A 22,234-nucleotide genomic window follows, 5' to 3' on the forward strand; every position below is an offset into this window, starting at 1 on the left:
TGCACGCTAAAGCGTGTACTCTTTCGGTGTTAGTAAGAGTTCAAGCTTCAGCTTGTTTGAAATATAGATAGCGTATAAGCACGCTAAAGCGTGTACTCTTGCGGAGTTAATTAGGAATTAAGAATTAGGAATTGGGAAGAAATAATCTGCGAACATCTGCGTAATCTGCGGATTGGAAAACGACGATAACAATGCTTTTAGACAACATAACATGGTTTGAAGAGGTCGGCTCGACTAACAGCGTGCTTGCAGATATGGTTCGTCGGGGCGGCGTTGCCAACGGCTCTGTGGTAGCCGCCGGTTACCAGAGCGGGGGCCGCGGCAGGCACAGCCGCCAATGGCTCACACAACCCGGGGTAAACCTGACGTTTTCGGTTTATCTGCGGTACGATATCCCGCCGGCGGAGTTTGCCCCTGTAACGCTTGTATCTGCCCTGGCGGTGGGCAGATATCTTCGCGGGCGGGGGATAGACGCCCGTCTCAAATGGCCCAACGACGTGCTAGTCTCCGGCAGGAAGATATGCGGGATACTCGCCGAGACTGTGGATTCGGGCGCTGACTTCTGCTCGGGCGTTGTCGGCATAGGTCTCAACGTCAATATGGCCGCCGCGGACGCCGCGAAAATCGACAAGCCCGCAACGTCTATGCTTATCGAGGCCGGCTCGCAATTTGCCCTGCATACAGTGCTTACGGAGGTTTTAGAGGAGCTTGAGTCGCAGCTTAGCCGCCGGCAGTGCGGCGGGTTCGCCCCGATAGCCCGCGACTGGGAGGCGATGTGCTGCCATCTGGGCAGGCCTGTAACGGTCGCCGGCGATGCGGACGATAAAACCTCAAAGACGTTAGAGGGGGTTTTTGCCGGTCTTGGAGACGGCGGCGAGCTGTTGCTGCGGGACTCGCGGGGCGAGGTAAGGGCAATTATGAGCGGCGATGTGGTTATTCACTGAGATATTCGTGTGCGGCGTTTATTATTGGCACAAAAAAATGCCGCACGCCTATAAAATTCAGAGTTTGATATAAGGCTTGCATTTATCTCTCTTTTACGCATAATAAAGGTAACTACGGCAGCGTATAGATATGTTTCGTGCTGCTTTGATATGATTTTAATTTATTTATTTAGATATACTTAGAAATGACGGTGACCTATTAGAAATTTACCTGCTCTCAGGATTGGCGATCTGACGATCGACCCTCCTATAATCCAGGGCGGAATGGGTGTAAGGGTTTCCAAGGCCAACCTCGCGGCAGCTGTTGCCAACGAGGGCTGCGCCGGGATAATCGCCAGTGTTGGACTTGGCGGCTACGAACATTCTACAGGAAACGGGGTTGATCTCTCAAAGATGACATGTTCTGCTCTGCGTGAAGAGATCCGAAAGGCCCGCAGAATGAGCGATGGGGTAATCGGCGTAAACGCGATGGTCGCCCTGTCGGACTATGAATCACTGGTTCGTGTCAGCGCGGAAGAAAACGTGGATATGGTCATATCCGGTGCCGGTCTGCCGCTCCATCTGCCGGAGTTTACCGCCGGCACAAACGTAAAGCTGGTTCCGATCGTCTCCTCAGCGCGTTCTCTCAAGATAATATGCAAAAAATGGATGAAGGATTTCAACCGCTATCCCGATGCTGTTGTTGTAGAGGGTGTCAAGGCCGGCGGGCATCTTGGCTACAGCCTTGAGCAGATACAGCAGAACAGCCCGACACTGGAAGAGATACTGGCAGATGTGCTTGAATTTACGAGGAGTCTGCCCGTCCCGATGCCGGTTATAGCCGCGGGGGGAATCTTTGACGGCAAAGACATCGCGCATTTCCTGGAGCTGGGTGCCTCCGGCGTTCAGATGGCTACGCGGTTTGTCTGCACTGAGGAATGCGATGCCGATATACGGTTCAAAGAGTCCTACATCAACGCCGGCCCCGACGACATAACGATTATAAAATCTCCGGTCGGTCTGCCGGGAAGAGTGATAAAAAATGCGTTTGTTGAAAAGGTGAAAACCGGATACCGTGTTCCGTTCCGGTGTAAATATCACTGTCTGCGCACGTGCGATCCATCGACGGCGCCGTACTGTATCGCCGAGGTTCTGGCTAAGGCTTCGGACGGCGATATGGAAAATTCCTTCGCGTTTGCCGGCAGCAACGCCTGGCGATGCACCGAGATTGTTACGGTAAAACAGCTGGTTGCGGATATCATCAGTGAATATAATTCGGCTGCTGACAGCCGATAGCTGAGCGAGAGCTTCACGCATGCAAGCTCTAAGCGGTGTTAATTCTGTCTGAAAATCAGTTCAAGCAATTAAGGAAATTTACTGCCATTCTGGCGTAAATTTGGCCTATTGCGGGCATAAATAAAATTCTATTGAGTTTTATTATTGCTGTAACGCCATTTTAGATAGAGCCTTATCTCAATATGTGCGGTTCTGGCACGCTATTTGCACAATATACCTGCGAGAACCAACACATCAATTATGTTTTGAGATAAGGTAATAAAATGAAATTTGACAAATTCACAATAAAAGTTCAGGAAGCATTGGCAACCGCTCAGCAGACGGCTATGTCCCGTTCCAACACGACACTTACGCCGCTGCATCTGCTGTATGCGGTTCTAAACGATAACGACAGTATCGCCGTTGATATCGTCAAACGCTCCGGCTCTAATCTTGAGCGGCTGCGTAAGATGGTTGATTCGGAGCTGGATAAACTCCCGACCGGCTCCGGCGGGCAGATAATGCCGGATCCGGCGTTCAATCAGGTTGTGCTCGACGCTCAAAACCGCGCCGACAAGATGGGTGATGAGTACCTCAGCGTTGAGCATCTCTTTATTTCGCTGGCATCTGTAAAAAGCAGCGCCAAGGACGTGCTGGATATCAACTCGATAAATCCCGATCTGATACTTGCCACGCTGAAGCAAATCCGCGGCAACCGCAAGGTGACCGATGACAGCCCCGAATCCAGCATGAACGCGCTGGAGAAATACGGGATTGACCTGATCAACCTTGCCCGCAGGGGTAAACTTGACCCGGTAATCGGCCGCGATGAGGAGATCCGCCGCTGTATGCAGGTTCTCAGCCGCCGCACCAAGAACAATCCCGTTCTGATCGGCGAGCCGGGCGTGGGTAAAACCGCCATTGTAGAGGGGCTGGCGCAGCGTATTGTTGCCGGCGACGTTCCCAGCGGATTGAAGGATAAACGCGTAATAGCACTGGATATGGGTTCTCTGATAGCCGGCACAAAATTCCGCGGCGAGTTCGAGAACCGTTTTAAGGCGGTACTCAAAGAGGTAATCGACAGCGGCGGGCAGATTGTGCTCTTTATCGATGAGCTGCATACTATCGTAGGTGCGGGCAAGGCCGAGGGTGCCGTTGACGCGGGCAACCTGCTCAAGCCAAGCCTGGCTCGCGGGGAGCTGCGGTGCATTGGCGCCACTACTATCGACGAGTACAGGAAATACATAGAAAAAGACGCGGCACTTGAGCGGCGTTTCCAGCCTATAACGATTGATCAGCCCGGCATCGAGGAGACAATCGCGATCCTCCGCGGGCTCAAGGAAAAATACGACACCCATCACGGCGTGCGTATCAGCGATTCTGCGCTTGTCGCGGCGGCAACACTTTCTGACAGGTATATCTCTGACCGTTTTCAGCCGGATAAGGCTATTGACCTGATTGACGAGGCCGCTTCACGCCTTCGTATCGAAAACGATTCTATGCCCTCCGAGCTCGACGCTTTGCGGCGTAAGATTATGCAGCTCCAGATTGAGCGTGAGGCACTTAAAAAAGAAACAGACGATGCCAGCCGAAAACAGCTTGAGAATACTTTAAAACAGCTTGAGAAGCTGGAAAAAGAAAACGATAAAATGACCGGCCAGTGGGAAAATGAAAAATCCCGTATCGGTAATGTCAAAGAGATAAAAGAGAAAATATCCGAGGCGCATAATGAGCTGGAAGAGGCGCAGAGGTCCGGTCAGCTTGAAACCGCCGCGAGAATCAAGTACGGCACACTCCACGAGCTTGAGGAAGAGCTCAAAAAAGCCGAGAAAATGCTCACCGAAGGCGGCGATATGCAGATGGTTCACAACGAGGTTACCGCCGAGCTGGTGGCCGAGGTTGTCTCCAAATGGACAAACATACCGGTTTCCAGGCTGCTCAGCGCGGAACGCGAAAAACTCGTGCATATGGAAGATTACCTTTCAAAGAAGGTCATTGGCCAGAACGAGGCGGTTATCGCCCTTTCCAACGCAGTGCGGAGAAACCGAGCCGGCCTTAGCGATCCTAACAGGCCGATAGGCGTATTCCTGTTTCTCGGGCCGACCGGCGTGGGCAAGACCGAGCTTTCAAAGGCACTGGCGGAGTTTCTCTTTAACGATCCAAACGCCATGGTGCGTATCGATATGAGTGAATTCATGGAGCAGCACTCTGTTGCCCGTCTTATCGGCTCGCCTCCGGGGTATGTCGGCTATGAAGAGGGCGGCAGGCTCACCGAGGCGATCCGGAGAAAACCGTATTCGGTTGTTCTGCTCGATGAGGTTGAAAAAGCGCACCGCGACGTGTTTAATGTCATGCTGCAGGTCTTCGATGACGGCAGGCTCACAGACGGCAAGGGCAGGACGGTTGATTTCCGCAATACCGTTATCATAATGACCAGCAACCTCGCCGGCGAAGAGATACGCAAGTTCACCGACGACGAAGGCGCAGACTGGGAGATCGAGGCTCACGTAAAGGATATTCTGAGCAGATTCTTCCGGCCGGAGTTTCTCAACCGCGTTGACGAATCAATCGTGTTCAAGGTACTCACGCGTGAGAATCTGCATAAGATTGTTGATATACAGCTTGCTTATCTTGCAGAGAGGGTTAAATCCCGCGGCATGAAAATCCGTTTTACCGACAGTGCCCGGGACAAGATACTTGATGAGGGCTACGACCCGGTATTTGGAGCAAGGCCGCTCAAGAGGGCAATCCAGAACCGCATTGAGAATCCCCTTGCAGCCGAGATGCTGGCAGGGAAATTCTCAGAGGGAGATTCAATCTTGTGCGATGCGAAAGCACATTCGTTTGTGTTCACCAAAGACGTTGAAACAGAATAACAGCTTGTTGTAAAGATGTCCCGATATGCATCGGGGCTTGCGTCTTTCTGTGCGTTAGATAACCCTGTGAGACGTATGCAATACGTCTCTACCGTGGGGTTTAGAGGTTTGGCGTTTCGTCCTCTTCGCTAAGAGGGTTTGCCTGGAGGCTGGATGCTTCCACTGCGGGGTTTGTCTCGTCAAAATATCCGTATTTTGTCTTTGCTTCCTCCCGTATGTATTCCATGATTGCCGGATAGTGTGTAAACGGATTTATTTTTTTGATTTCTTTATCGGTGCTGACGATTTCTAATATTTTTGTGCTTTCCCATTCACGCGGCGTTATAGACAGCTTAAAGGAAAAGCCGTATTCCGAGAGGTCGGGTCTGATCGGTGCCGGATAAGAAACAGGCTCTGCCCCCTGACATTCTTCAAGACCCGGGACAAGTGTCGCTGTAATTGTTCCGTCTTCGAGGCCGATATTGAAATTGCGTTGTTTAAGATCCACAGAATACGGGGCTGCTCCGGTAAACCACTGCGGACGTACTATCTTGCTGGCCTTGGTGGCTACTGTTACGGGCTGGATGCCCAGATATTCCATTTCTTCGTCAAAGACCTTTGTGAATGCCTGATCCCAGGTGTTTTCGCTGTCTTCAAGCGCCCTGTACGCCAAAATTACACCCAGATTGTTGCAGAATGTGTCTTCCCAGGAAAACGCCGAGGGAAATTCAGTGTAGATGCCGAGGCATTTGAATCCAAACCAAGTGAGAATCTCGTGCCAGGTGTTTATGTTGTGGGTGAGATAGCCGCCAAGTTTGTATGAGATTTCTTTGGCCGTTTTTTTACGCTGTTCTTCACTGAGCCGGTTCCAACCGTCGGGGTAAGAAAATGTAACAGTGCTGATAGATCTGTCTGCGCTGAACTTATAATCAAAACCCTCTTTGGTTTTCATAAGTGTATCGTATGTCTTAGCTATAAGGTAAGCTGTCCAGTCGGCACCGATCCTTACGTGTGCGGTATCGATGTGTCCGGCGCGGCAGGTATAGGCAAGGCCGTTCTTTTCGTCAAACCTGTAAAAATAACCGTGATTTCCGAAGTTTTCACCAAGGAAATTCGTCGTAATCATAAAACTGGGATAGCAGCCAAGCCGCATTCGCGGTTTTTGTGCCGCACCGTGAGCGTAATATTCGCTTGCGGGGCATTTGGGGGCGGTTCCGCAGCCGCTGAAAGTTACTGCCGCTATAATAAAAAGCAGTTTTAGAGTTTTTTTTATTTTAGATGATTTAATGTTATTTATCGGTGCGTCTTGCATGTTTTTTTTTGTCTCAATCAATATCTCGCAGAAGAATAATGATAATTTTATTCTGTCATTTTATCAGTTTAAAAATTCACTGTCAAGCTATAAGTTATTGTATGACATGGTTTAAACCCCGTTGACGTGATAGAGCAGTGACATTTAAGGTGATTCTTCCTGCTTGTGTAAGTGTTTGTCAGTAAAGCAAATAGAGATAATATGGGTTCAGATGCCGTTATGTATTGAATGTCTTGATTTTGCGGCTGAAATTTAGTATCATTACAGTCTGTTTTAATAAAGGAAATTTATGAAGGCAAAATCGTTACAAGTTGTTCTTTTGTTTTTTGTGCTGCTTGTCTTTGCATTAGCAGGCATTTTTGTATTTGCATTTTTTAAGAATCATCCCGAATCAATCGAAAAGCCGGTTTTCTATCCAGACACCGAAAGCCGCTGGCCGATGTTTCACGGTTTGGCGGCTCTTACCGGCATTGGAGAGGGCAGAATCGCTGAAACGCCCGTTCTCAGGTGGAAATTTCGGACGGGTGACGAAGTAAAGGCCCCGCCGGTTGTAGATTCGGGGATGGTGTTTGCCGGCTCGCTGGATGGTTACTTTTACGCGGTTGATCTTTTTGCCGGCAGAGAAAAATGGAGTTTCCAGAGCCGTGATCAGATCGAAGGCGCTGCCTGCATAGTCGGCGATACTGTGTTTTTTGGCTCAGCGGACAGCTTTCTGTATGCACTTGAGAAGGCAAGCGGCGAGTTAAAATGGAAATTCGAGACCGGCGGCAAGATCCTCGGCTCTGTCAATACCGCTGTTTTATCCTCCGGCAGGATATGCGTAATCTTCGGCAGCTACGACAATGTGTTATATTGTCTTGACGCAGTAACAGGCGATGAAGTATGGAGATATGAAACCAGCAGCTACGTAAACAGCACCCCCGCAATTTCCGATGGGCTGGCGGTTTTCGGCGGCTGTGACGGTATGCTGCACATGGTTTCGGTAGAAGACGGCTCAGAGGTTAAAACCGTAGATGCCGGCGCTTATGTCGCCGGTTCCGCGGCAATAGAGGCCGGCAGGGTTTACACAGGCAACTATAACAACTCGTTTTTCTGCGCGGATATCGAGACCGGAGATATGCTTTGGGAGTACACCGGCAGCGAAGAGCCGTATTTTTCCTCGCCGGCAGTGATTCAGGGCAAGGCGATCATCGGCGGCAGAGACGGAAATCTGCACTGCATAAATGCCGAGAACGGAAACGTTATCTGGAAATTTGCCGCACTTGACGATATAGACTCCTCACCCGCAATTACTGATTCCAAAGTCGTTTTTGGCAGTGAAGACGGCAGGCTGTATGTTGTTGATATGGATACCGGCTTAGAGGTCTGGTCGTTCGAGACAGGCAAGCCGCTGACGTCATCCCCTGCCATTGCCGGGGGCATGATTATTATCGGCTGCGGTGATGGGAGCATTTACGCTTTCGACGGAGCTGTGCAATGACGGGGGAACGTATCAAAATTGCGCAGATTGTGCCCGGGGTTGCCCGCAGCACATACTGTGAGAACTGTCTCAGGGACGCGGCGCTGTTCAGGGAGTTTCTCCGCGCCGGCCACGAAGCGTATATTGTGCCGCTGTATCTGCCCTTTGAACCGGACGGGCAGAGACCGGCTAAGGATATGCCGATGTTTTTCGGCGGTATCAATGTTTACCTACAGCAGAAACTCGGGCTTTTCCGCAAGACTCCGCGATGGTTTGACCGGTTCTTTGACAACCCCAGGATTCTTTCATGGCTTGCCCGCAGGAGCAGCATGGTAAACGCCCGTTTTCTCGGCAAAACCACAGTCTCAATGCTCAAGGGGCAAAACGGCCGCCAGGCCAAAGAAGCCCTTCGCCTGGCGCAGTGGCTTGCCCTGCCGCAAAACCGGCCCGATGTTGTAGTTCTGTCAAACGCTCTGCTTGCCGGTCTGGTCGGTGTTCTAAAAGACACTCTCGGCTGTGCCGTTGTGTGTCTGCTTCAGGATGAGGATAAGTTTCTCGACAGCCTGCCCATGCCTTACAGTGAAGAGTCCTGGGATATTCTGAGAGAGATTCTCCGCGGCGTGGATATGTTCGCTGCTCCGAGCAGTTATTATAAGCAGGTTATGCAAAGCCGCCTTGATATCAATGCTGATAAAATCGCTGTTGTTCCCGGCGGCTTAGACCCGCAGGATTACTCGCCGGCACAGGGAAAACCTCAAACGCCCGTGATCGGCTTTCTCTCGCGAATGAGCCGGAGTATGGGAGTTGAAACACTCGTGGATGCTTTTGAGCATATCCGCCGCAGACACGGTTTGAGCGGCATCAAACTGCATATTGCCGGTGTGAAGCAGAAAGAGGATTATGAGTTTATGCAGGCGGTCGGCCGCAGGATCCAGGCGGCAGGTCTTGGTGGTGTGGTGGAGATAATCGAGAACCCGGAGCATGAGTCCAAGCTGGATTTTCTGAGGGGGCTTTCGGTGATGTGTGTTCCCGCCGCACAGCCGCCGGCTTATGGTTTTTATGTGATAGAATCACTCGCCTGCGGCGTGCCGGCAGTCGTGCCGGATATCGGCGGCCTGCCCGAGCTGATAGAGCAGACCGGCGGCGGCAGCGTTTATGACCACACGGATCCGGCTGCTCTGGAAAAAGAGCTGATAAGCCTTTTTAACGATCCAAAACGGTTAGAAGAATGCGGCAGGCGGGGGCGGGAAGCCGTTTTACAGGAATTCAATATAGAAAAAACCGCCGCACAGATGTTATCTGTATTTAAGGCGGCGATAGAGAACAGCTCTGGAGGCGAGAATGCTTGAGTTGAAAGATGTATGTAAAGAATTCGCATCGTCGGAGGGCAGCGTTGTAAAAGTGCTCGATGGTATAAGTCTCAAAGCCTCGGCAGGTGATTCGATATCAATCGTAGGCCCCTCAGGCAGCGGCAAGAGCACTCTGCTCAACATTATAGGAGCCCTTGACAAGCCCACCTCCGGCAGTGTCAAACTCGACGGGACGGATTTTTCCAAAGCAGGCGATAAACAGCTTGCCCAGATCAGGAACCGCCGGATTGGCTTTGTATTTCAGATGCACCACCTGCTGCCTCAGTGCAGCTTAATCGAAAACGTTCTGCTGCCGGCGCTTGCCGGCGGCGGCAAACCCGAGGGCGGTGTACATGACAGGGCCGTGGAGCTTTTGGAGAAGGTAGGCCTCAAAGACAAGATAAACAGCCTGCCCCGGCAGGTATCTGCCGGCCAGAGACAGCGGGCGGCGATTGTCAGGGCGCTGATCAACAGTCCGGCTCTGCTGCTGGCTGATGAGCCGACCGGCGCACTCGATGCGGTTATCGCACGTGAGACGGCAAAGCTGCTGCTTGAACTCAACCGCACAGAGCGCACAGCGCTTGTGGTTGTTACCCATTCGCAGGAATTAGCCGGGCAGATGGCCAGGAAGATGACCCTTTCCAGCGGTAAACTTAAGGCCGATACGGAATAATCGAATTCTGGCAGATGACTGATTTAAACCAATTTCAACGGTGATGACAGATGACTAAGAAATCTTTGATTTTTAAAAGTATTGCCTACTACTGGAAGGGCTCGCTTGGAGTTGTCGCTGCTTCTATGGTGGCCTCAGCGGTTATCGTCGGGGCCCTGGCGGTTGGCGATTCTGTCCGCAGCAGTCTAAGAGGGATGGTCGATTCACGAATAGGCATCGCCGATATAGCGGTTGTTTCGCAGGATAACTTTTTCACAGGGAACCTCTCGGGTAAAATGGCAAAGGGGCTCGATGCCGATACCGCCGCGATAATCCAGATTTCCGGAATTGCTTCCAATGACGCTGCCGGCAGGCGCGCGAACCGTATCAATGTTTACGGCGTTGACCAGCGGTTTTACAACGCGACGGGCTGTGTGAACCCATTTAGAAAATCTGATGAAAATGCTGTCATTTTAAATAAATCCCTGGCTCAGAAAATAAATGCCTCTGCCGGTGATGAGATACTCCTGCGTTTTGCCAGGCCATCGGCTATGTCGCGTGATATTGCACTTACTCCGGCAAGCGATATGACCGTAGGTTTTCGCCTGCGGGTGGCACGAATCGCCGATAACAACAATTGCGGCGATTTCAGCCTAAAGGCCGACCACATACCGCCTTTGAATGCGTTTGTGCCTCTGGAATGGCTTGGCCAAAGCATTGAGACTCCCGGCAAGGCGAATCTGATGCTCATTTCTGCCGGCGCGGATAGCAGTATTGAACAGGAAAAAGCTGAAAATGTTCTGGCTGATTCGCTCACTCTGGCGGATATGGGCCTTGAAATCAGCGAAGTTAATGACGGTGCTTTTTATGAGCTGCGAAGCAGCAGCGTGTTTATCCGTGATGATATTTCAGCCGCTGCTCTTTCTGTTGGCAGCGGGGCACAGGGGCTGCTGAGCTACTTTGTAAACAGCATACGCCGCGGCGACAAGGAGGTGCCGTATTCGTTCGTTGCAGGGTGCGACAGCCTTATGCCCGATGACGCGGAGATGAATGACATTGTTATAAACCGCTGGCTAGCCGAGGATATATCGGCTGAAAAAGGTGGCGAGATTGAAATTGATTACTACACACTCGGCCGCGGCAGGGAGCTTGTTGAAACCACCTCTGCATTTAACGTCGCTGATGTGATAGAGATAGAAGGCATGGCGGCAGACCGATCGCTTATGCCGGATTTTCCAGGTCTTGCCGATGCCGAAAACTGCCGCGAATGGGAGCCGGGGATAGATATTGACCTCGAGAGGATACGTGATAAGGACGAGCGGTACTGGGACGAATACAAAGGCACGCCAAAGGCATTTGTCAGCCTGCGTGCGGCAGAGGTTATGTGGGGCAACAGGTACGGCAATCTCACCGCGGTTCGCTGGCCGGCAGAGTCCAACGGCCTTGAGGATATAGCCGCTGCACTGAGAGGCAGTATCGCCGGCAATTCCGGCATACAGACCATTGCCATACGCCAAATGAGCCTCAAAGCAATCGAAGAGGGTACGGATTTCGGGCCGCTGTTTATCGGCTTCAGTATGTTTATAATAGCCTCGGCAATCGTGATGCTGGCACTGGTGTTTGTGCTTGGAGTTGAAAAACGTATTTCCCAAAGCGGCCTGCTCTCGGCTATCGGATTCACCCGCACTGAGGTTAAGAAGGTTTTTCTGTTAGAGACTATGATTCTCGTCGCGGCAGGTTCGCTGCTGGGAGTTGGTGCCGGCGTTATATATACCCGGATTATGCTGCTGGGGCTGAGAAGCCTCTGGAGTACCGCGGTCAGCGGCGCAGATATTACTTTCCATGTTGAGCCGCTCTCGCTTGTTTACGGTTTGCTGGGAGGGCTCTTGGGCTGTGCCGCGGCGGTATGGCTTGCGTTTCGAAAACAGATGCAAATTCCGATATCACAGATGCTCTACGGCTCTGCCGAGCCTATACAGCAGGCGGCTCTCACTGATGCAGAAGGCTGCGGTATAGGCTTGAAAGGGAAGAAGGCTCTCTTGTGGCAGTTTCTGCTTTTGCTGCCGGCTTTAGGTATAGTTGTTTATTCCAGCTCAGCCGGCGCGTTTTTTGCCGCGGGCGGTCTTTTGCTGGCATCTTTCATACTGTTTGTACGCTCACTGATAAAATCTTCGCTTGCCCGCGGCAGGATCTCAAGCAATCTGGTCTCGCTGGCATGGCGGAATACTGCACGCAGCCCGGGCAGGAGCATTTCGGTTGTTACCATGCTTGCCTGCGGCGTGTTTATAGTTATCTCGGTAGGGCTCAACAGAAAGGACCCGGCAGCGGACGCCCGCACACTCAGCGCCGGAACAGGCGGTTTTGAACTGATTTGCGAGCCGTCGGTGCCTCTGGTTCACAACCTTAACACAGAAGACGGCCGGAAGGAAACCGGACTGGACAATCTGGCCTTTGAATGGAATGTCCTCAATATGCGGGTTAATCAGGGTGATGACGCGAGCTGTTTCAACCTTAACCGCGCACAGATGCCCCGGCTCATCGCGGCGGATGTGGAAAAAATCCAGCAGTACGGGTTTCGTTTCAAAAAATCTGCACAGAATATCAAGGACGGCTGGCAGGTTCTCTCTTCCAGGGCCGAGGAAAATGTCATACCGGCTGTCGGCGACGAGGCCACTGTCAAATGGGGCCTGGGGCTGGAGCTCGGTGATGAGATCGACTATATCGATGGCCGCGGCAGGCCGTTTAAGGTCAGGATTGCCGGCGTTATAGAAAATTCAATATTTCAGGGCAGCCTGATTATCAGCAGAAGGAATTTTGAAAAACGCTTCGAGGATCTCGAAGGCTATGCGGTGGTGCTGGCTGATTGCCCCCCGCAGTACACAGACCAATTGTCAAAAGCCCTTTCGGGACGCTTGCGGGATATCGGTATGGAGGTAACACCCTCCACAGAGCGGCTTCGGGCGTTCAGCGAGGTTGAGAATACCTATATCTCAATATTTCAGGTGCTTGGCAGTCTCGGCGTGGTGATCGGCTGCCTTGGTCTGGGGGTGGTTGTGGTTCGCAATGTCCTTGACAGGAGCGGTGAGCTGGCTATGATGAGAGCTGTCGGATTCGACCGTCAAACCCTGCAAAGAATAGTGTTTTATGAACATATTTTTCTCCTGCTCGTAGGTCTTGCAGGCGGTGCTGTATCTGCGTTTATCGCGGTTCTGCCGGTGATACTCGAGCCGGGCGGCGGCCGGCCGGTTGTTTCCCTTGTTATAACATTAGCGGTGATAATGTTTAACGGATTTCTCTGGATATGGCTCGGCTCCAGCGCCGCTTTGTCCGGAAGCATTATCGAGTCTTTGAGACGTGAATGAGAAAATTGGAGATTTGAAATTTCAGATAATATTTTTAGTTTTTATGCAAAATATTCAGAAAAATAAAGGAAATACTCCATGAAGTATAACCGATTCGAAGAGTTGCCCGTCTGGAAAGATGCCGCATCCCTCGCGGCGGACATATACAGGTGGAGCAGTCAAACGGTTTTCCGTGGTAAAGGAGATTTGGCCAATCAGCTCCAGCGTGCAGCCCTCTCAATATCAAACAACATCGCCGAAGGTTTCGAACGTGGAACAACAAGCGAGTTGCTTGCGTTTCTTTACTACGCCCGCGGTTCTGCCGGAGAAGTGCGTTCTATGCTTTGTGTTATGGATATGATGGGCGATTTTAATAATCTCAAATCTGAAATTTCAAATTTCAAATCAAAATCCGAATCCATTGCACGCCAGATTCGCGGCTGGGCAAACAGTCTTCAAAACATCAACATTGCCGGACAGAGGCATCTCAACAGCAATTCCAAAGCTGTCTATGATTCTGAGAAAAGGGCTGATGCGTTTATGCAGAAGATCGATAAAATGGTTGAAGATGCACGAGAAAAACGCGGAGGGGCTATTGTTTGAGATTTGAAATTTGAGATTTCAATCCTGGGCTTTAAAAAATAAAATATATGAAAGATTTTTTTATATCAAAACTTATACCCGCGGCGGTACTTGTCGGCAGCGTAGTGCTGTTTTTGTGGCTGGTTCGCGGCGACCGGACAAGCGGCTTTTCCCAGCGGCTTCCGGGGCTTGACGGCCGGCCGGAAAATGCCCAGGCAGAAATCGCGGCAGAGGTTGTCGGCACACTCGAGACCTTTGACGGCGCTGCCGCCGAGCTCAACGGCAGCTGGCCGTGTTTCCGCGGCGCGAATCTTGATATTATAAGCACTCAGGATATGCCGCTATCGCAGAGCTGGCCGGATCATGGCCCGCCGCTGCTGTGGGATATTGCCCTTGGTGAGGGCTACGCCGGCGCCGCCGTGCATAAGGGGCGTGTGTATATCGTCGATTATGACAGAGAGAACCAGAAAGACGCTATCCGCTGTCTCTCACTTGCCGACGGCGAGGAAATATGGCGTTATTCATACCCGATAAACATAAAACGAAATCACGGAATGAGCCGCACCGTTCCCGCGGTAAACGATAATTTCCTGGTGGCTTTGGGCCCTAAATGCCATCTGACATGTCTGGATTCGATGACCGGTGAGCTGATCTGGAAGAAAAACCTCGTCGCCGAGTTTGGAACTGAGGTGCCCCAGTGGTATGCCGGGCAGTGCCCGATAATCGAGGGCGACCGCACAATAATAGCCCCGGCGGGAACATGTATGATGATGGCGATTGATCTTATAACCGGAGATATTATCTGGGATACGCCCAACCCCGATGACTGGGATATGACGCATTCCTCTATTCTGCCTGTTAGTTTTATGGGTAAAGATGTCTATATCTACTGCGCCAGCCGCGGCGTGGTCGGGATAGCGGCCGATACCGGCGAGCTGCTCTTCAAAACTGACATGTGGAGGATACGCATTGCAAACGTCCCTTCGCCCGTTGACTTAGGCGGCGGCAAGATATTTTTCTCCGGCGGCTACAACGCCGGCAGCATGTTTGCCCAGCTTTATGACAATGAGGGCAGTATCGATATAAAACCCATCTTGAGCATTGAGGCCGACACATTCGGCTCGGCGCAGCAGACACCCGTTTTTTTTGAAGGCTATATATACGGCGTTCGTCCGGACGGTCAGCTCGTATGCCTTGATACTTCCGGCAGGGTAATCTGGACCAGCTCAAGCAATGAAAAATTCGGCCTCGGCCCCTATATGATAATAAATTCTAATCTGTACCTGATGAACGATTCGGGCGTGGTAACAATCGCGGCGGCCCAGCCGGCCGGTTACCAGATGCTCGCCAGGGCAAAACTGCTGGAGGGGCCGGACTCCTGGGCACCCATGGCGGTTGCCGACGGGAGGCTCCTGCTGCGGGATATGAACCGTATGGTATGCATAGATATAACCGAAGGGGGGCTTGGTGATGAATAAGCACGCGGCGGCAAAAACAGAAATTATCGTCGGTATCTTAATAGCGTCTCTTGCGGCCGCAGGGCTGTTTGTATTTGTCAGCTATGACATATCGGGAAGTCTCGGCAGCGGCGGGCCGGCAGAGCCGGTCTATGACATGCAGAAATACCGCAATATCGATCCTGAGCTGATAACCCACGCCGAGAAGCTGCCGGCGGTACCTGCCGGTTTCAAAGAATCAAGAGCGATATACACGGCACCTGACGGCAAGGTCTATATTTGCGGGGATAAAGCGGTAAGGGTGTTTTCGAGCGATCTTAAATTCATAGAGCAGATCAATCTCGACGATACGCCCACAACTCTGGCAGTCTCACAGCAGGGGCGGATTTATATCTGCATGGGCAGTTATATCAGCGTTTATGATCCGCAAACGCAAAGCAGCGTTGACTGGCCGCAGTACAGCGATAAGTCCGTGCTTACCAGTATTGACGTTTATAAAGAACATGTCTTAGCCGCCGACGCCGGCAGCAAGGCTGTGCTGCACTATAACAAAGACGGCTCATTTGTCAGAACAATCGGTGAGAAAAATAAAGAGCTCGGTATTTCCGGTTTTGTTATTCCCAGCCCGTATTTTGATCTGGCTGTTGCCGGTGACGGCCTGCTGAGGGTTGTGAATCCCGGCCGCCACCGTATAGAGGCATATACGCTTGACGGTTACCTGGAGTTTTTCTGGGGCGAATATTCCAGCGGTGTTACCGGCTTTTGCGGCTGCTGCAACCCTGCAAACTTCGCAATACTGCCGGATAACAGTTTTGTAACCATGGAAAAGGGAATTATGCGGGCAAAGGTTTATGACCCTGACGGAGTTTTTGTCGGCGCTGTTGCCGGGCCCGGCCAGTTCTACGACGGTTATCCGGGTCTGGAGTCGCTGGCGGAAAATCAGTCAGTTGTATTCGACATTGCCGCGGCGGCGGATGGAAGGATTTTAATTCTGGACACAGTAAATAATATAATACGAGTATTTAAAGAGATAGAGCGATGAAAGATAATCAGACAAACAGACGAAACCTGCTCAAGAGCGGTGTAAGAGGCCTGCTTGCCGCCGGCATCGGCGCCGCGGCAGTAGGTTCGGCCCTGCAAAAGGAATCCGAGGAAATGGTCTGGCAGCTTGACCCTGCCAAATGCATTGCGTGCGGCAAATGCGAGACTGAATGCGTTTTGCAGGAATCCGCGGTAAAATGCGTTCACTCGCACGGCATGTGCGGCTACTGCGACCTGTGCACGGGTTTTTTCAAGCCGGATCCCAGAAACCTCGATACAGGCGCTGAAAACCAGTTGTGTCCAACAAATGCGATAGAACGGGTGTTTATTGAAGATCCGTATTTTGAGTACCACATAAATGAGGAGCTTTGCACCGCCTGCGGCAAATGCGTCAAGGGCTGCGGAGCTTTCGGTAACGGCTCATTATACCTTCAGGTCCGCCATGACAGGTGTCTCAACTGCAACGATTGCGCAATCGCCGCCCAGTGCCCCTCGCAGGCGTTTAAAAGGGTTCCAAAAAGCCGGCCGTATATCTTGAAAGAGGGGCATTGATGAATAGGCTGATATTTTTATTCATGCTCCTGGGCCTGGTCTTGCCGGCGATGTCGGTGGAGAGATTCCCGCCGCCGGATTTTCAGGAAACCGGCCACGAGGTTCCCTCCGATGATCAGATAACGAGCGTCCGCCCGCGTGCCGCGTTAATGCCGTATGTTGATGCGGCTGTGATGGCGGTTTTCCTGGTGCTCAGCGGCTATTTTCTCCTCAAGCTCAGGTCGCGGAAGATGGTGTTTGTACTGATGCTATTTGCGATGCTGTATTTCGGGTTTTACAAGAAGGGCTGCGTCTGCTCGGTAGGCTCAATACAGAATATAACCTACGGATTTTTTAACTCGGGGTACGCCGCTTCTATACCGATTATCTTATTCTTTGCCCTGCCGCTTATAGCCGCACTGTTTTTCGGGCGGATTTTCTGCGGCTCTGTCTGTCCGCTCGGCGCGATACAGGATTTTGTACTTCTGCGGCCGATTAAAATCCCGATGTGGCTCGAAGAGCTTCTAAGGCTGATTGCGTATATTTATCTTGCCTCGGCGCTGCTTTTCGCGGCAACCGGAGCGGCGTTTCTTATATGCCGCGAAGACCCGTTTATAGCCTTCTATCGATTCAGCGGGCAGTTCAAGATGGTTGTGATCAGTATATGCTTTCTGATCGCCGCGATGTTTATCGGCAGGCCCTACTGCCGGTTTCTCTGTCCGTACGGCATACTTCTGCGGAATATATCGAGGTTTACAAAATGGAAAGTGTCCATAACGCCGGATGAGTGTATAAACTGCCGTCTCTGCGAGGACGCCTGCCCGTTTAACGCGATAGAAAAACCCACCGGTAAGTGGCCGGGACATTCATCAAAATCAGCCAGAATCGCCCTTGTATGCTCTGTGATTGCCTTGCCGGTGATTGCCATGCTGTTTGGAATCTCCGGCAGAAAAATCGGAGAAAACTGGGCAATGGGACATCCGACTGTCAGTCTGGCGAGTGATGTAAGAAAAGAAAACAACAACCCGGGCATGGAAATCAGCGAGGCAAGCATGGCGTTTCGCGGCAGAGGCGGAGACATGGAAAAGCTGTTTGAACAGGCGGCAGATATCCGCGGGCGATTCGTTTTCGGCGGTCTGCTGGCGGGGCTTTTTGTTGGAGCCGTTGCCGGCGGCAAGCTGATAAAAACCTGTATCCGGTTTGAACGGACAGAATACACCGCCAACCCTGCCGGCTGCCTCTCATGCGGCAGGTGTTATAAATACTGTCCCAGAGAACATGCCGGGCACGGCAAGGCCAACGGCTCTGAAACGCTGCTTGCCGGTTCAAAATCGGCAGATGGTTAGATTTGCAATCAGGCGTTAATGCGATTATGAAAACTTTTGGATTGAAAATATGAATACAGATACTCAGAACAGCTATCAAAAAATGAAAATTGATACAGCCTTTCGTGCAGCTGTTGTCTCAGGCGCAGCCGCGTTGATTGTAGCGGGAATGCTGGCGGTGAACTATCTGCAGATAAGGCTGCTGGACCCAATGCGGGCTGAGCGGCTCGAGGCAATGAAACTTCAGCTCTCGGCAGAGCCGCAAAACCAGCAGCTTGTGACGGCGATAAGAGAGCTTGATGTTCAGGTGCGTGAGGATAAATTCCGCCGTCAGCGGGTTTCTGTTCGCGGCAGCGCGGCACTGATTGTGCTTTCTGTCGTATTTATAGCGGCGGTTAAATATGTGTCGTATCATAAATCACGGCTTCCCCATCCCGGGCATGGCGCTGATAACCAGCAATCATATCTCCGACGGACTATGCTTGCAAGATGGCTGCTTGCGGGGACTTTTGCCGGTATTGCTGTTGTTTTGATCCTTGGAAGAGAACCCGGACAGGCCGGCGAAGGAGAGCAGCTCTCGCCCATTGCAAGCGAGCAGGAGCTGCAGGAAAACTGGCCCAGCTTCCGCGGGCGTGACGGCAGAGGATATGTCAGTTTTGAAAATGTCCCGCAGAGCTGGAACGGCGCGTCGGGTGAAAATATACTCTGGAAAAGCCCGCTTCATCTGCCCGGGCATAACTCGCCGGTTGTCTGGCAGGACAAGGTTTTTCTAAGCGGAGCGGATAAAACCCAGCGGCAGATTTACTGCTACTCCGCCGACGATGGTACGCTGCTTTGGCAGGCCGATGTTCCTACAACTTCATCTGCCGAACAGATCGAGGATTTCGACATGGAAGAGGGCACCGGATACGCCGCACCAACACTTGTTACCGACGGGCGGAGGGTATGCGGAATCTTCCCCACGGGTGATATCGGCTGTTTCGATATGGACGGTAAGCTGATATGGAACGTTGGGCTTGGCATTCCTGACAGCATGTACGGCTACGCTTCTTCGCTGGCTATCTACAAGGGTGTTATAATTGTGCTGTTTGACCAGGCAATGGCAGAGGACAACAAATCGTCGATAATCGGTTTTGACGCGATCAGCGGCGTGCGGGTCTGGGAGACTCCCCGGCCGGTTCCAAATTCCTGGGGCTCACCGGTTGTTGTTAAGGTAAGCGATGCGCATCAGCTGCTGACCTGCGGCGATCCGTGGCTGATATCTTATGACCCGGCAACGGGCGATGAACTCTGGCGGGCGGATTGCCTCGGAACCGATGTTGCCCCGATACCTATATATGCAGGCGGATACGCTATAGGAACGCATCCCTACTCCAAAATCGTCGCGGTTGACCCAGGCGGCACTGGCGATGTGACAGAGACACACATAAAATGGACTGCAAGCGGCAGCATACCAGACACATGCTCGCCAACAGCCAATGATGAGTTTATACTTACGCTTGATTCGGCGGGATACCTGGGCTGTTTCGCTGCATCTGACGGTGAGATGCTGTGGGAGCAGGAATTGAAGGGCGGCTTTACTGCATCGCCTTCACTGGCGGGCAATACCGTTTATATCCTCAGCGAAAACGGAGTGATGCATATCGCCGATATTACAGAGGGCTACAAAGAGCTGAATAAATGCGAGCTTGGTGAAAAATGCTACGCATCGCCGGCTTTCATGGACGGCCGGATTTATATCCGGGGAGTTGACAATCTTTACTGTATTGAAAGCGGCGGCTGATGGCGGATATTGACCTGAAATACATAGACAAGCTGATATCAGAAACCGGCACGCATAAGAGCAAGGTGCTCCAGATTGCCCAGGCAATACAGGAATATTACGGCTACCTTCCCAAAGAGGCTCTCGAAAAGGTCTGCGAGCTGACGGATATAACCCCCTCGCAGATAACAGGCGTTACGACTTTTTACGATATTTTTCGGCACACTCCCGCCGGCAGGCATACTATAAAGGTATGTATCGGCACCGCGTGTCACGTTAAGGGTGCCGGCCAGGTTTATGATGCGTTTAAACGGCACCTCAAGATAGACCAGAACAGCGACACCGACGCAGACGGTCTGTTTACGGTAGAGAAAGTAGCGTGTCTGGGCTGCTGCACACTTGCCCCGGCAGTGCAGATAGATGATGTTACCTACGGGCATCTGACCGCGGAGACTATCGAGCCGGTTATAAAGGATTTTCTCGCTCAGAGCCGGAAAAGCCGCAAAAAACACAAAGATGAGCCGCTTGATCCAGGCAGCATTGCAGGCGAAATACGAATTGGCCTCGGTTCCTGCTGTGTGGCACGCGGCAGCGGCAAGCTTGAGGCCGCCATAAGTGATTGTCTCGAAGATACCGGCATAAAGGCAAAGGTTAAACATGTCGGCTGTGTCGGCATGTGCTATCAGACGCCGCTTATGGAAATCGTTATGCCCGGCGGAGAATCGTTTATGTATAACCGTGTCATGCCCGAGGATGCAAGAGATATAATTTTGCGGCATTTCAAACCGACGCGGATAGTATCGCGGCTGTCAAGGGCATTTTCAAATCTGCTCGACAAGGCTGTTTTGCCTGACAGCACGGCGGGGATTGAGCAGTACCCAATGAATATGCGGGAAAAGCAGGTTAGTGATTTTCTCGGAGCACAGAAAAATATCGTAACCCAGCACTGCGGATTTCTTGATCCGCTGGATATTGATGAATACATACGCCTGGGCGGATTTGACGCATTGAAAAAATGCCTGACCGGTTTGAATCCCGAAGGGATAATTGACCAAATCACCGGGAGCGGACTCCGCGGCAGAGGCGGCGGCGGTTTTGCTGCCGGAACAAAGTGGTCTCTTGTGAAAGCCGCTGAGGGCAAAGAGAAATACATCATCTGCAACGGAGATGAAGGTGACCCCGGGGCGTTTATGGACAGGATGCTTATGGAGTCGTATCCGTACCGCATTATAGAAGGGCTTGTCATCGCAGCGTTTGCCGTCGGGGCGAGTAAGGGCTTTTTCTACATACGCTCCGAGTACCCGCTGGCAACCGACCGTATGCGAAAGGCGCTGGCAATGTGCCGTCAGAGAGAACTGATCGGCGAGAATATCCTCGGCACGGGCTTTAATCTCGAGCTTGATATATTCCCGGGCGCAGGGGCTTTTGTCTGCGGCGAAGAAACCGCCCTGATAGCCAGCATAGAAGGTCAGCGAGGGCTTCCGCGGCTGCGGCCGCCTTATCCGGCTTCCAGCGGTCTGTGGGGAAAACCAACACTAATAAACAACGTTGAAACCTACGCAAATGTGGCGTGGATCATATCCCGGGGCCCGGGAGAATTTTCAAAGCTGGGCACGGCTAAGAGCAGCGGAACCAAGGTATTCTCGCTTGCCGGCAAGATTCGCCGCGGCGGTCTGATTGAGGTTCCTATGGGTATCACTATACGCCGGATTGTTGAAGACATCGGCGGAGGCATAGCCGATGGCAAGAGTTTCAAGGCCGTCCAGATCGGAGGGCCCTCCGGCGGCTGCATACCGGCTGATATGGCGGATACTCCCGTGGATTTTGAATCGCTCACACACGCCGGCGCGATTATGGGTTCGGGCGGGCTGGTGGTCATGGACGAAACAGACTGCATGGTTGATATAGCGAGGTATTTTCTTGAATTCACGCAGAACCAGTCATGCGGCAAGTGTACTTTCTGCAGAGTGGGTACCCGCAGGATGCTGGATATTCTCGATGACTTGTGCTGCGGCAGGGGAAAGCCAGGCGACATAGAACGGCTCGAGGAGCTTGCCGTAAAAATCAAACAAACCAGCATCTGCGCCCTGGGCGGAACCGCGCCGAATCCCGTGCTCTCCACGATTGCCCATTTTCGCGATGAATACGAGGCGCACATAAACGGCAAATGCCCGACCGGAAAATGCAAAGAACTCATTAAATATGTAGTTACGGACGAGTGTATCGGCTGCACAATCTGCGCCCAGCACTGCCCGGTTGACGCCATAGAAATGCGCCCGTATCAGAAGCACGAAATCAATGACGAGGAATGCACCCGCTGTGACATCTGCCGCAAAGCATGTCCCCAGGATGCAATAAGGATAGAATGAT

Annotated in this window: 15 protein-coding genes; 14 read left to right on the plus strand and 1 reads right to left on the minus strand. The window is 52.0% G+C overall.

The genetic code is table 11. The annotated features are described in order from the left end of the window. Nucleotides 1–191 precede the first annotated feature (191 nt). From SMSP2_RS00450 to clpB, 3 genes are all read left to right on the plus strand, one after another. Nucleotides 192–944: a biotin--[acetyl-CoA-carboxylase] ligase gene (locus SMSP2_RS00450; RefSeq protein WP_146682066.1), complete on the plus strand. Its 753-nt coding sequence runs from the start codon at nt 192–194 to the stop codon at nt 942–944. A gap of 198 nt (nt 945–1,142) precedes the next feature. Then, nucleotides 1,143–2,219, plus strand: a complete 1,077-nt coding sequence (locus SMSP2_RS00455; RefSeq protein WP_418287773.1) for an NAD(P)H-dependent flavin oxidoreductase — start codon at nt 1,143–1,145, stop codon at nt 2,217–2,219. A gap of 263 nt (nt 2,220–2,482) precedes the next feature. Continuing rightward, complete coding sequence (clpB, locus tag SMSP2_RS00460) at nt 2,483–5,074, plus strand: ATP-dependent chaperone ClpB (protein ID WP_146682068.1); 2,592 nt, start codon at nt 2,483–2,485, stop codon at nt 5,072–5,074. A 100-nt stretch (nt 5,075–5,174) separates the two neighbouring features. Here the strand turns inward: clpB and SMSP2_RS00465 are convergent, their stop codons facing one another. Then, nucleotides 5,175–6,365, minus strand: a complete 1,191-nt coding sequence (locus tag SMSP2_RS00465; RefSeq protein ID WP_146682069.1) for a DUF4056 domain-containing protein — start codon at nt 6,363–6,365, stop codon at nt 5,175–5,177. 289 nt (nt 6,366–6,654) lie between these two features. Here SMSP2_RS00465 and SMSP2_RS00470 point away from each other — a divergent pair, with 289 nt between their 5' ends. The 11 genes from SMSP2_RS00470 to SMSP2_RS00520 all read left to right on the plus strand — a co-directional run bounded on the left by SMSP2_RS00470 (nt 6,655) and on the right by SMSP2_RS00520 (nt 22,233). Next, complete coding sequence (locus SMSP2_RS00470; RefSeq protein WP_146682070.1) at nt 6,655–7,845, plus strand: beta-alanine-activating enzyme beta-propeller domain-containing protein; 1,191 nt, start codon at nt 6,655–6,657, stop codon at nt 7,843–7,845. Continuing rightward, nucleotides 7,842–9,173 carry a glycosyltransferase family 4 protein gene (locus SMSP2_RS00475; protein WP_146682071.1) on the plus strand — a complete coding sequence of 444 codons (1,332 nt, stop codon included), beginning with the start codon at nt 7,842–7,844 and terminating at the stop codon, nt 9,171–9,173. Before SMSP2_RS00470 ends, SMSP2_RS00475 begins: the two co-directional genes overlap by 4 nt. After that, nucleotides 9,166–9,846: an ABC transporter ATP-binding protein gene (locus SMSP2_RS00480; RefSeq protein ID WP_146682072.1), complete on the plus strand. Its 681-nt coding sequence runs from the start codon at nt 9,166–9,168 to the stop codon at nt 9,844–9,846. The genes SMSP2_RS00475 and SMSP2_RS00480 overlap by 8 nt, the downstream gene beginning before the upstream one ends. A 50-nt stretch (nt 9,847–9,896) precedes the next feature. Further along, nucleotides 9,897–13,187: an ABC transporter permease gene (locus tag SMSP2_RS00485; RefSeq protein ID WP_146682073.1), complete on the plus strand. Its 3,291-nt coding sequence runs from the start codon at nt 9,897–9,899 to the stop codon at nt 13,185–13,187. 78 nt (nt 13,188–13,265) lie between these two features. After that, nucleotides 13,266–13,769, plus strand: coding sequence for a four helix bundle protein (locus SMSP2_RS00490; protein ID WP_146682074.1), 504 nt, complete (start codon nt 13,266–13,268; stop codon nt 13,767–13,769). 47 nt (nt 13,770–13,816) lie between these two features. Then, nucleotides 13,817–15,226: a PQQ-binding-like beta-propeller repeat protein gene (locus SMSP2_RS00495; protein WP_146682075.1), complete on the plus strand. Its 1,410-nt coding sequence runs from the start codon at nt 13,817–13,819 to the stop codon at nt 15,224–15,226. Then, the gene (locus tag SMSP2_RS00500; RefSeq protein ID WP_146682076.1) at nt 15,219–16,247 is read left to right on the plus strand and encodes an NHL repeat-containing protein; all 1,029 of its coding nucleotides are present in this window, start codon (nt 15,219–15,221) and stop codon (nt 16,245–16,247) included. The genes SMSP2_RS00495 and SMSP2_RS00500 overlap by 8 nt, the downstream gene beginning before the upstream one ends. Next, the gene (locus SMSP2_RS00505; protein ID WP_146682077.1) at nt 16,244–16,798 is read left to right on the plus strand and encodes a 4Fe-4S dicluster domain-containing protein; all 555 of its coding nucleotides are present in this window, start codon (nt 16,244–16,246) and stop codon (nt 16,796–16,798) included. The genes SMSP2_RS00500 and SMSP2_RS00505 overlap by 4 nt, the downstream gene beginning before the upstream one ends. Continuing rightward, nucleotides 16,798–18,123 (plus strand): 4Fe-4S binding protein, encoded by a 1,326-nt coding sequence (locus SMSP2_RS00510; RefSeq protein WP_146682078.1) that lies wholly within the window; start codon nt 16,798–16,800, stop codon nt 18,121–18,123. Before SMSP2_RS00505 ends, SMSP2_RS00510 begins: the two co-directional genes overlap by 1 nt. Before the next feature lie 49 nt (nt 18,124–18,172). Then, nucleotides 18,173–19,885 (plus strand): outer membrane protein assembly factor BamB family protein, encoded by a 1,713-nt coding sequence (locus tag SMSP2_RS00515; RefSeq protein WP_146682079.1) that lies wholly within the window; start codon nt 18,173–18,175, stop codon nt 19,883–19,885. Further along, on the plus strand, nt 19,885–22,233 hold the full coding sequence (locus SMSP2_RS00520) for an NAD(P)H-dependent oxidoreductase subunit E (protein WP_146682080.1): 2,349 nt from the start codon (nt 19,885–19,887) through the stop codon (nt 22,231–22,233). The genes SMSP2_RS00515 and SMSP2_RS00520 overlap by 1 nt, the downstream gene beginning before the upstream one ends. Nucleotide 22,234: the final 1 nt, after the last annotated feature.

It is taken from the genome of Limihaloglobus sulfuriphilus (assembly GCF_001999965.1).
Taxonomy (GTDB): domain Bacteria; phylum Planctomycetota; class Phycisphaerae; order Sedimentisphaerales; family Sedimentisphaeraceae; genus Limihaloglobus; species Limihaloglobus sulfuriphilus.

What these genes read in the sequence shown, in the direction of transcription:
- SMSP2_RS00465 (WP_146682069.1), bottom strand. Translation starts at nt 6,365, where the DNA reads ATGCAAGACGCACCGATAAATAACATTAAATCATCTAAAATAAAAAAA.
- SMSP2_RS00520 (WP_146682080.1), top strand. Translation starts at nt 19,885, where the DNA reads ATGGCGGATATTGACCTGAAATACATAGACAAGCTGATATCAGAAACC.
- SMSP2_RS00450 (WP_146682066.1), top strand. Translation starts at nt 192, where the DNA reads ATGCTTTTAGACAACATAACATGGTTTGAAGAGGTCGGCTCGACTAAC.
- clpB (WP_146682068.1), top strand. Translation starts at nt 2,483, where the DNA reads ATGAAATTTGACAAATTCACAATAAAAGTTCAGGAAGCATTGGCAACC.
- SMSP2_RS00510 (WP_146682078.1), top strand. Translation starts at nt 16,798, where the DNA reads ATGAATAGGCTGATATTTTTATTCATGCTCCTGGGCCTGGTCTTGCCG.
- SMSP2_RS00485 (WP_146682073.1), top strand. Translation starts at nt 9,897, where the DNA reads ATGACTAAGAAATCTTTGATTTTTAAAAGTATTGCCTACTACTGGAAG.
- SMSP2_RS00475 (WP_146682071.1), top strand. Translation starts at nt 7,842, where the DNA reads ATGACGGGGGAACGTATCAAAATTGCGCAGATTGTGCCCGGGGTTGCC.
- SMSP2_RS00495 (WP_146682075.1), top strand. Translation starts at nt 13,817, where the DNA reads ATGAAAGATTTTTTTATATCAAAACTTATACCCGCGGCGGTACTTGTC.
- SMSP2_RS00505 (WP_146682077.1), top strand. Translation starts at nt 16,244, where the DNA reads ATGAAAGATAATCAGACAAACAGACGAAACCTGCTCAAGAGCGGTGTA.
- SMSP2_RS00500 (WP_146682076.1), top strand. Translation starts at nt 15,219, where the DNA reads ATGAATAAGCACGCGGCGGCAAAAACAGAAATTATCGTCGGTATCTTA.
- SMSP2_RS00490 (WP_146682074.1), top strand. Translation starts at nt 13,266, where the DNA reads ATGAAGTATAACCGATTCGAAGAGTTGCCCGTCTGGAAAGATGCCGCA.
- SMSP2_RS00515 (WP_146682079.1), top strand. Translation starts at nt 18,173, where the DNA reads ATGAATACAGATACTCAGAACAGCTATCAAAAAATGAAAATTGATACA.
- SMSP2_RS00480 (WP_146682072.1), top strand. Translation starts at nt 9,166, where the DNA reads ATGCTTGAGTTGAAAGATGTATGTAAAGAATTCGCATCGTCGGAGGGC.
- SMSP2_RS00470 (WP_146682070.1), top strand. Translation starts at nt 6,655, where the DNA reads ATGAAGGCAAAATCGTTACAAGTTGTTCTTTTGTTTTTTGTGCTGCTT.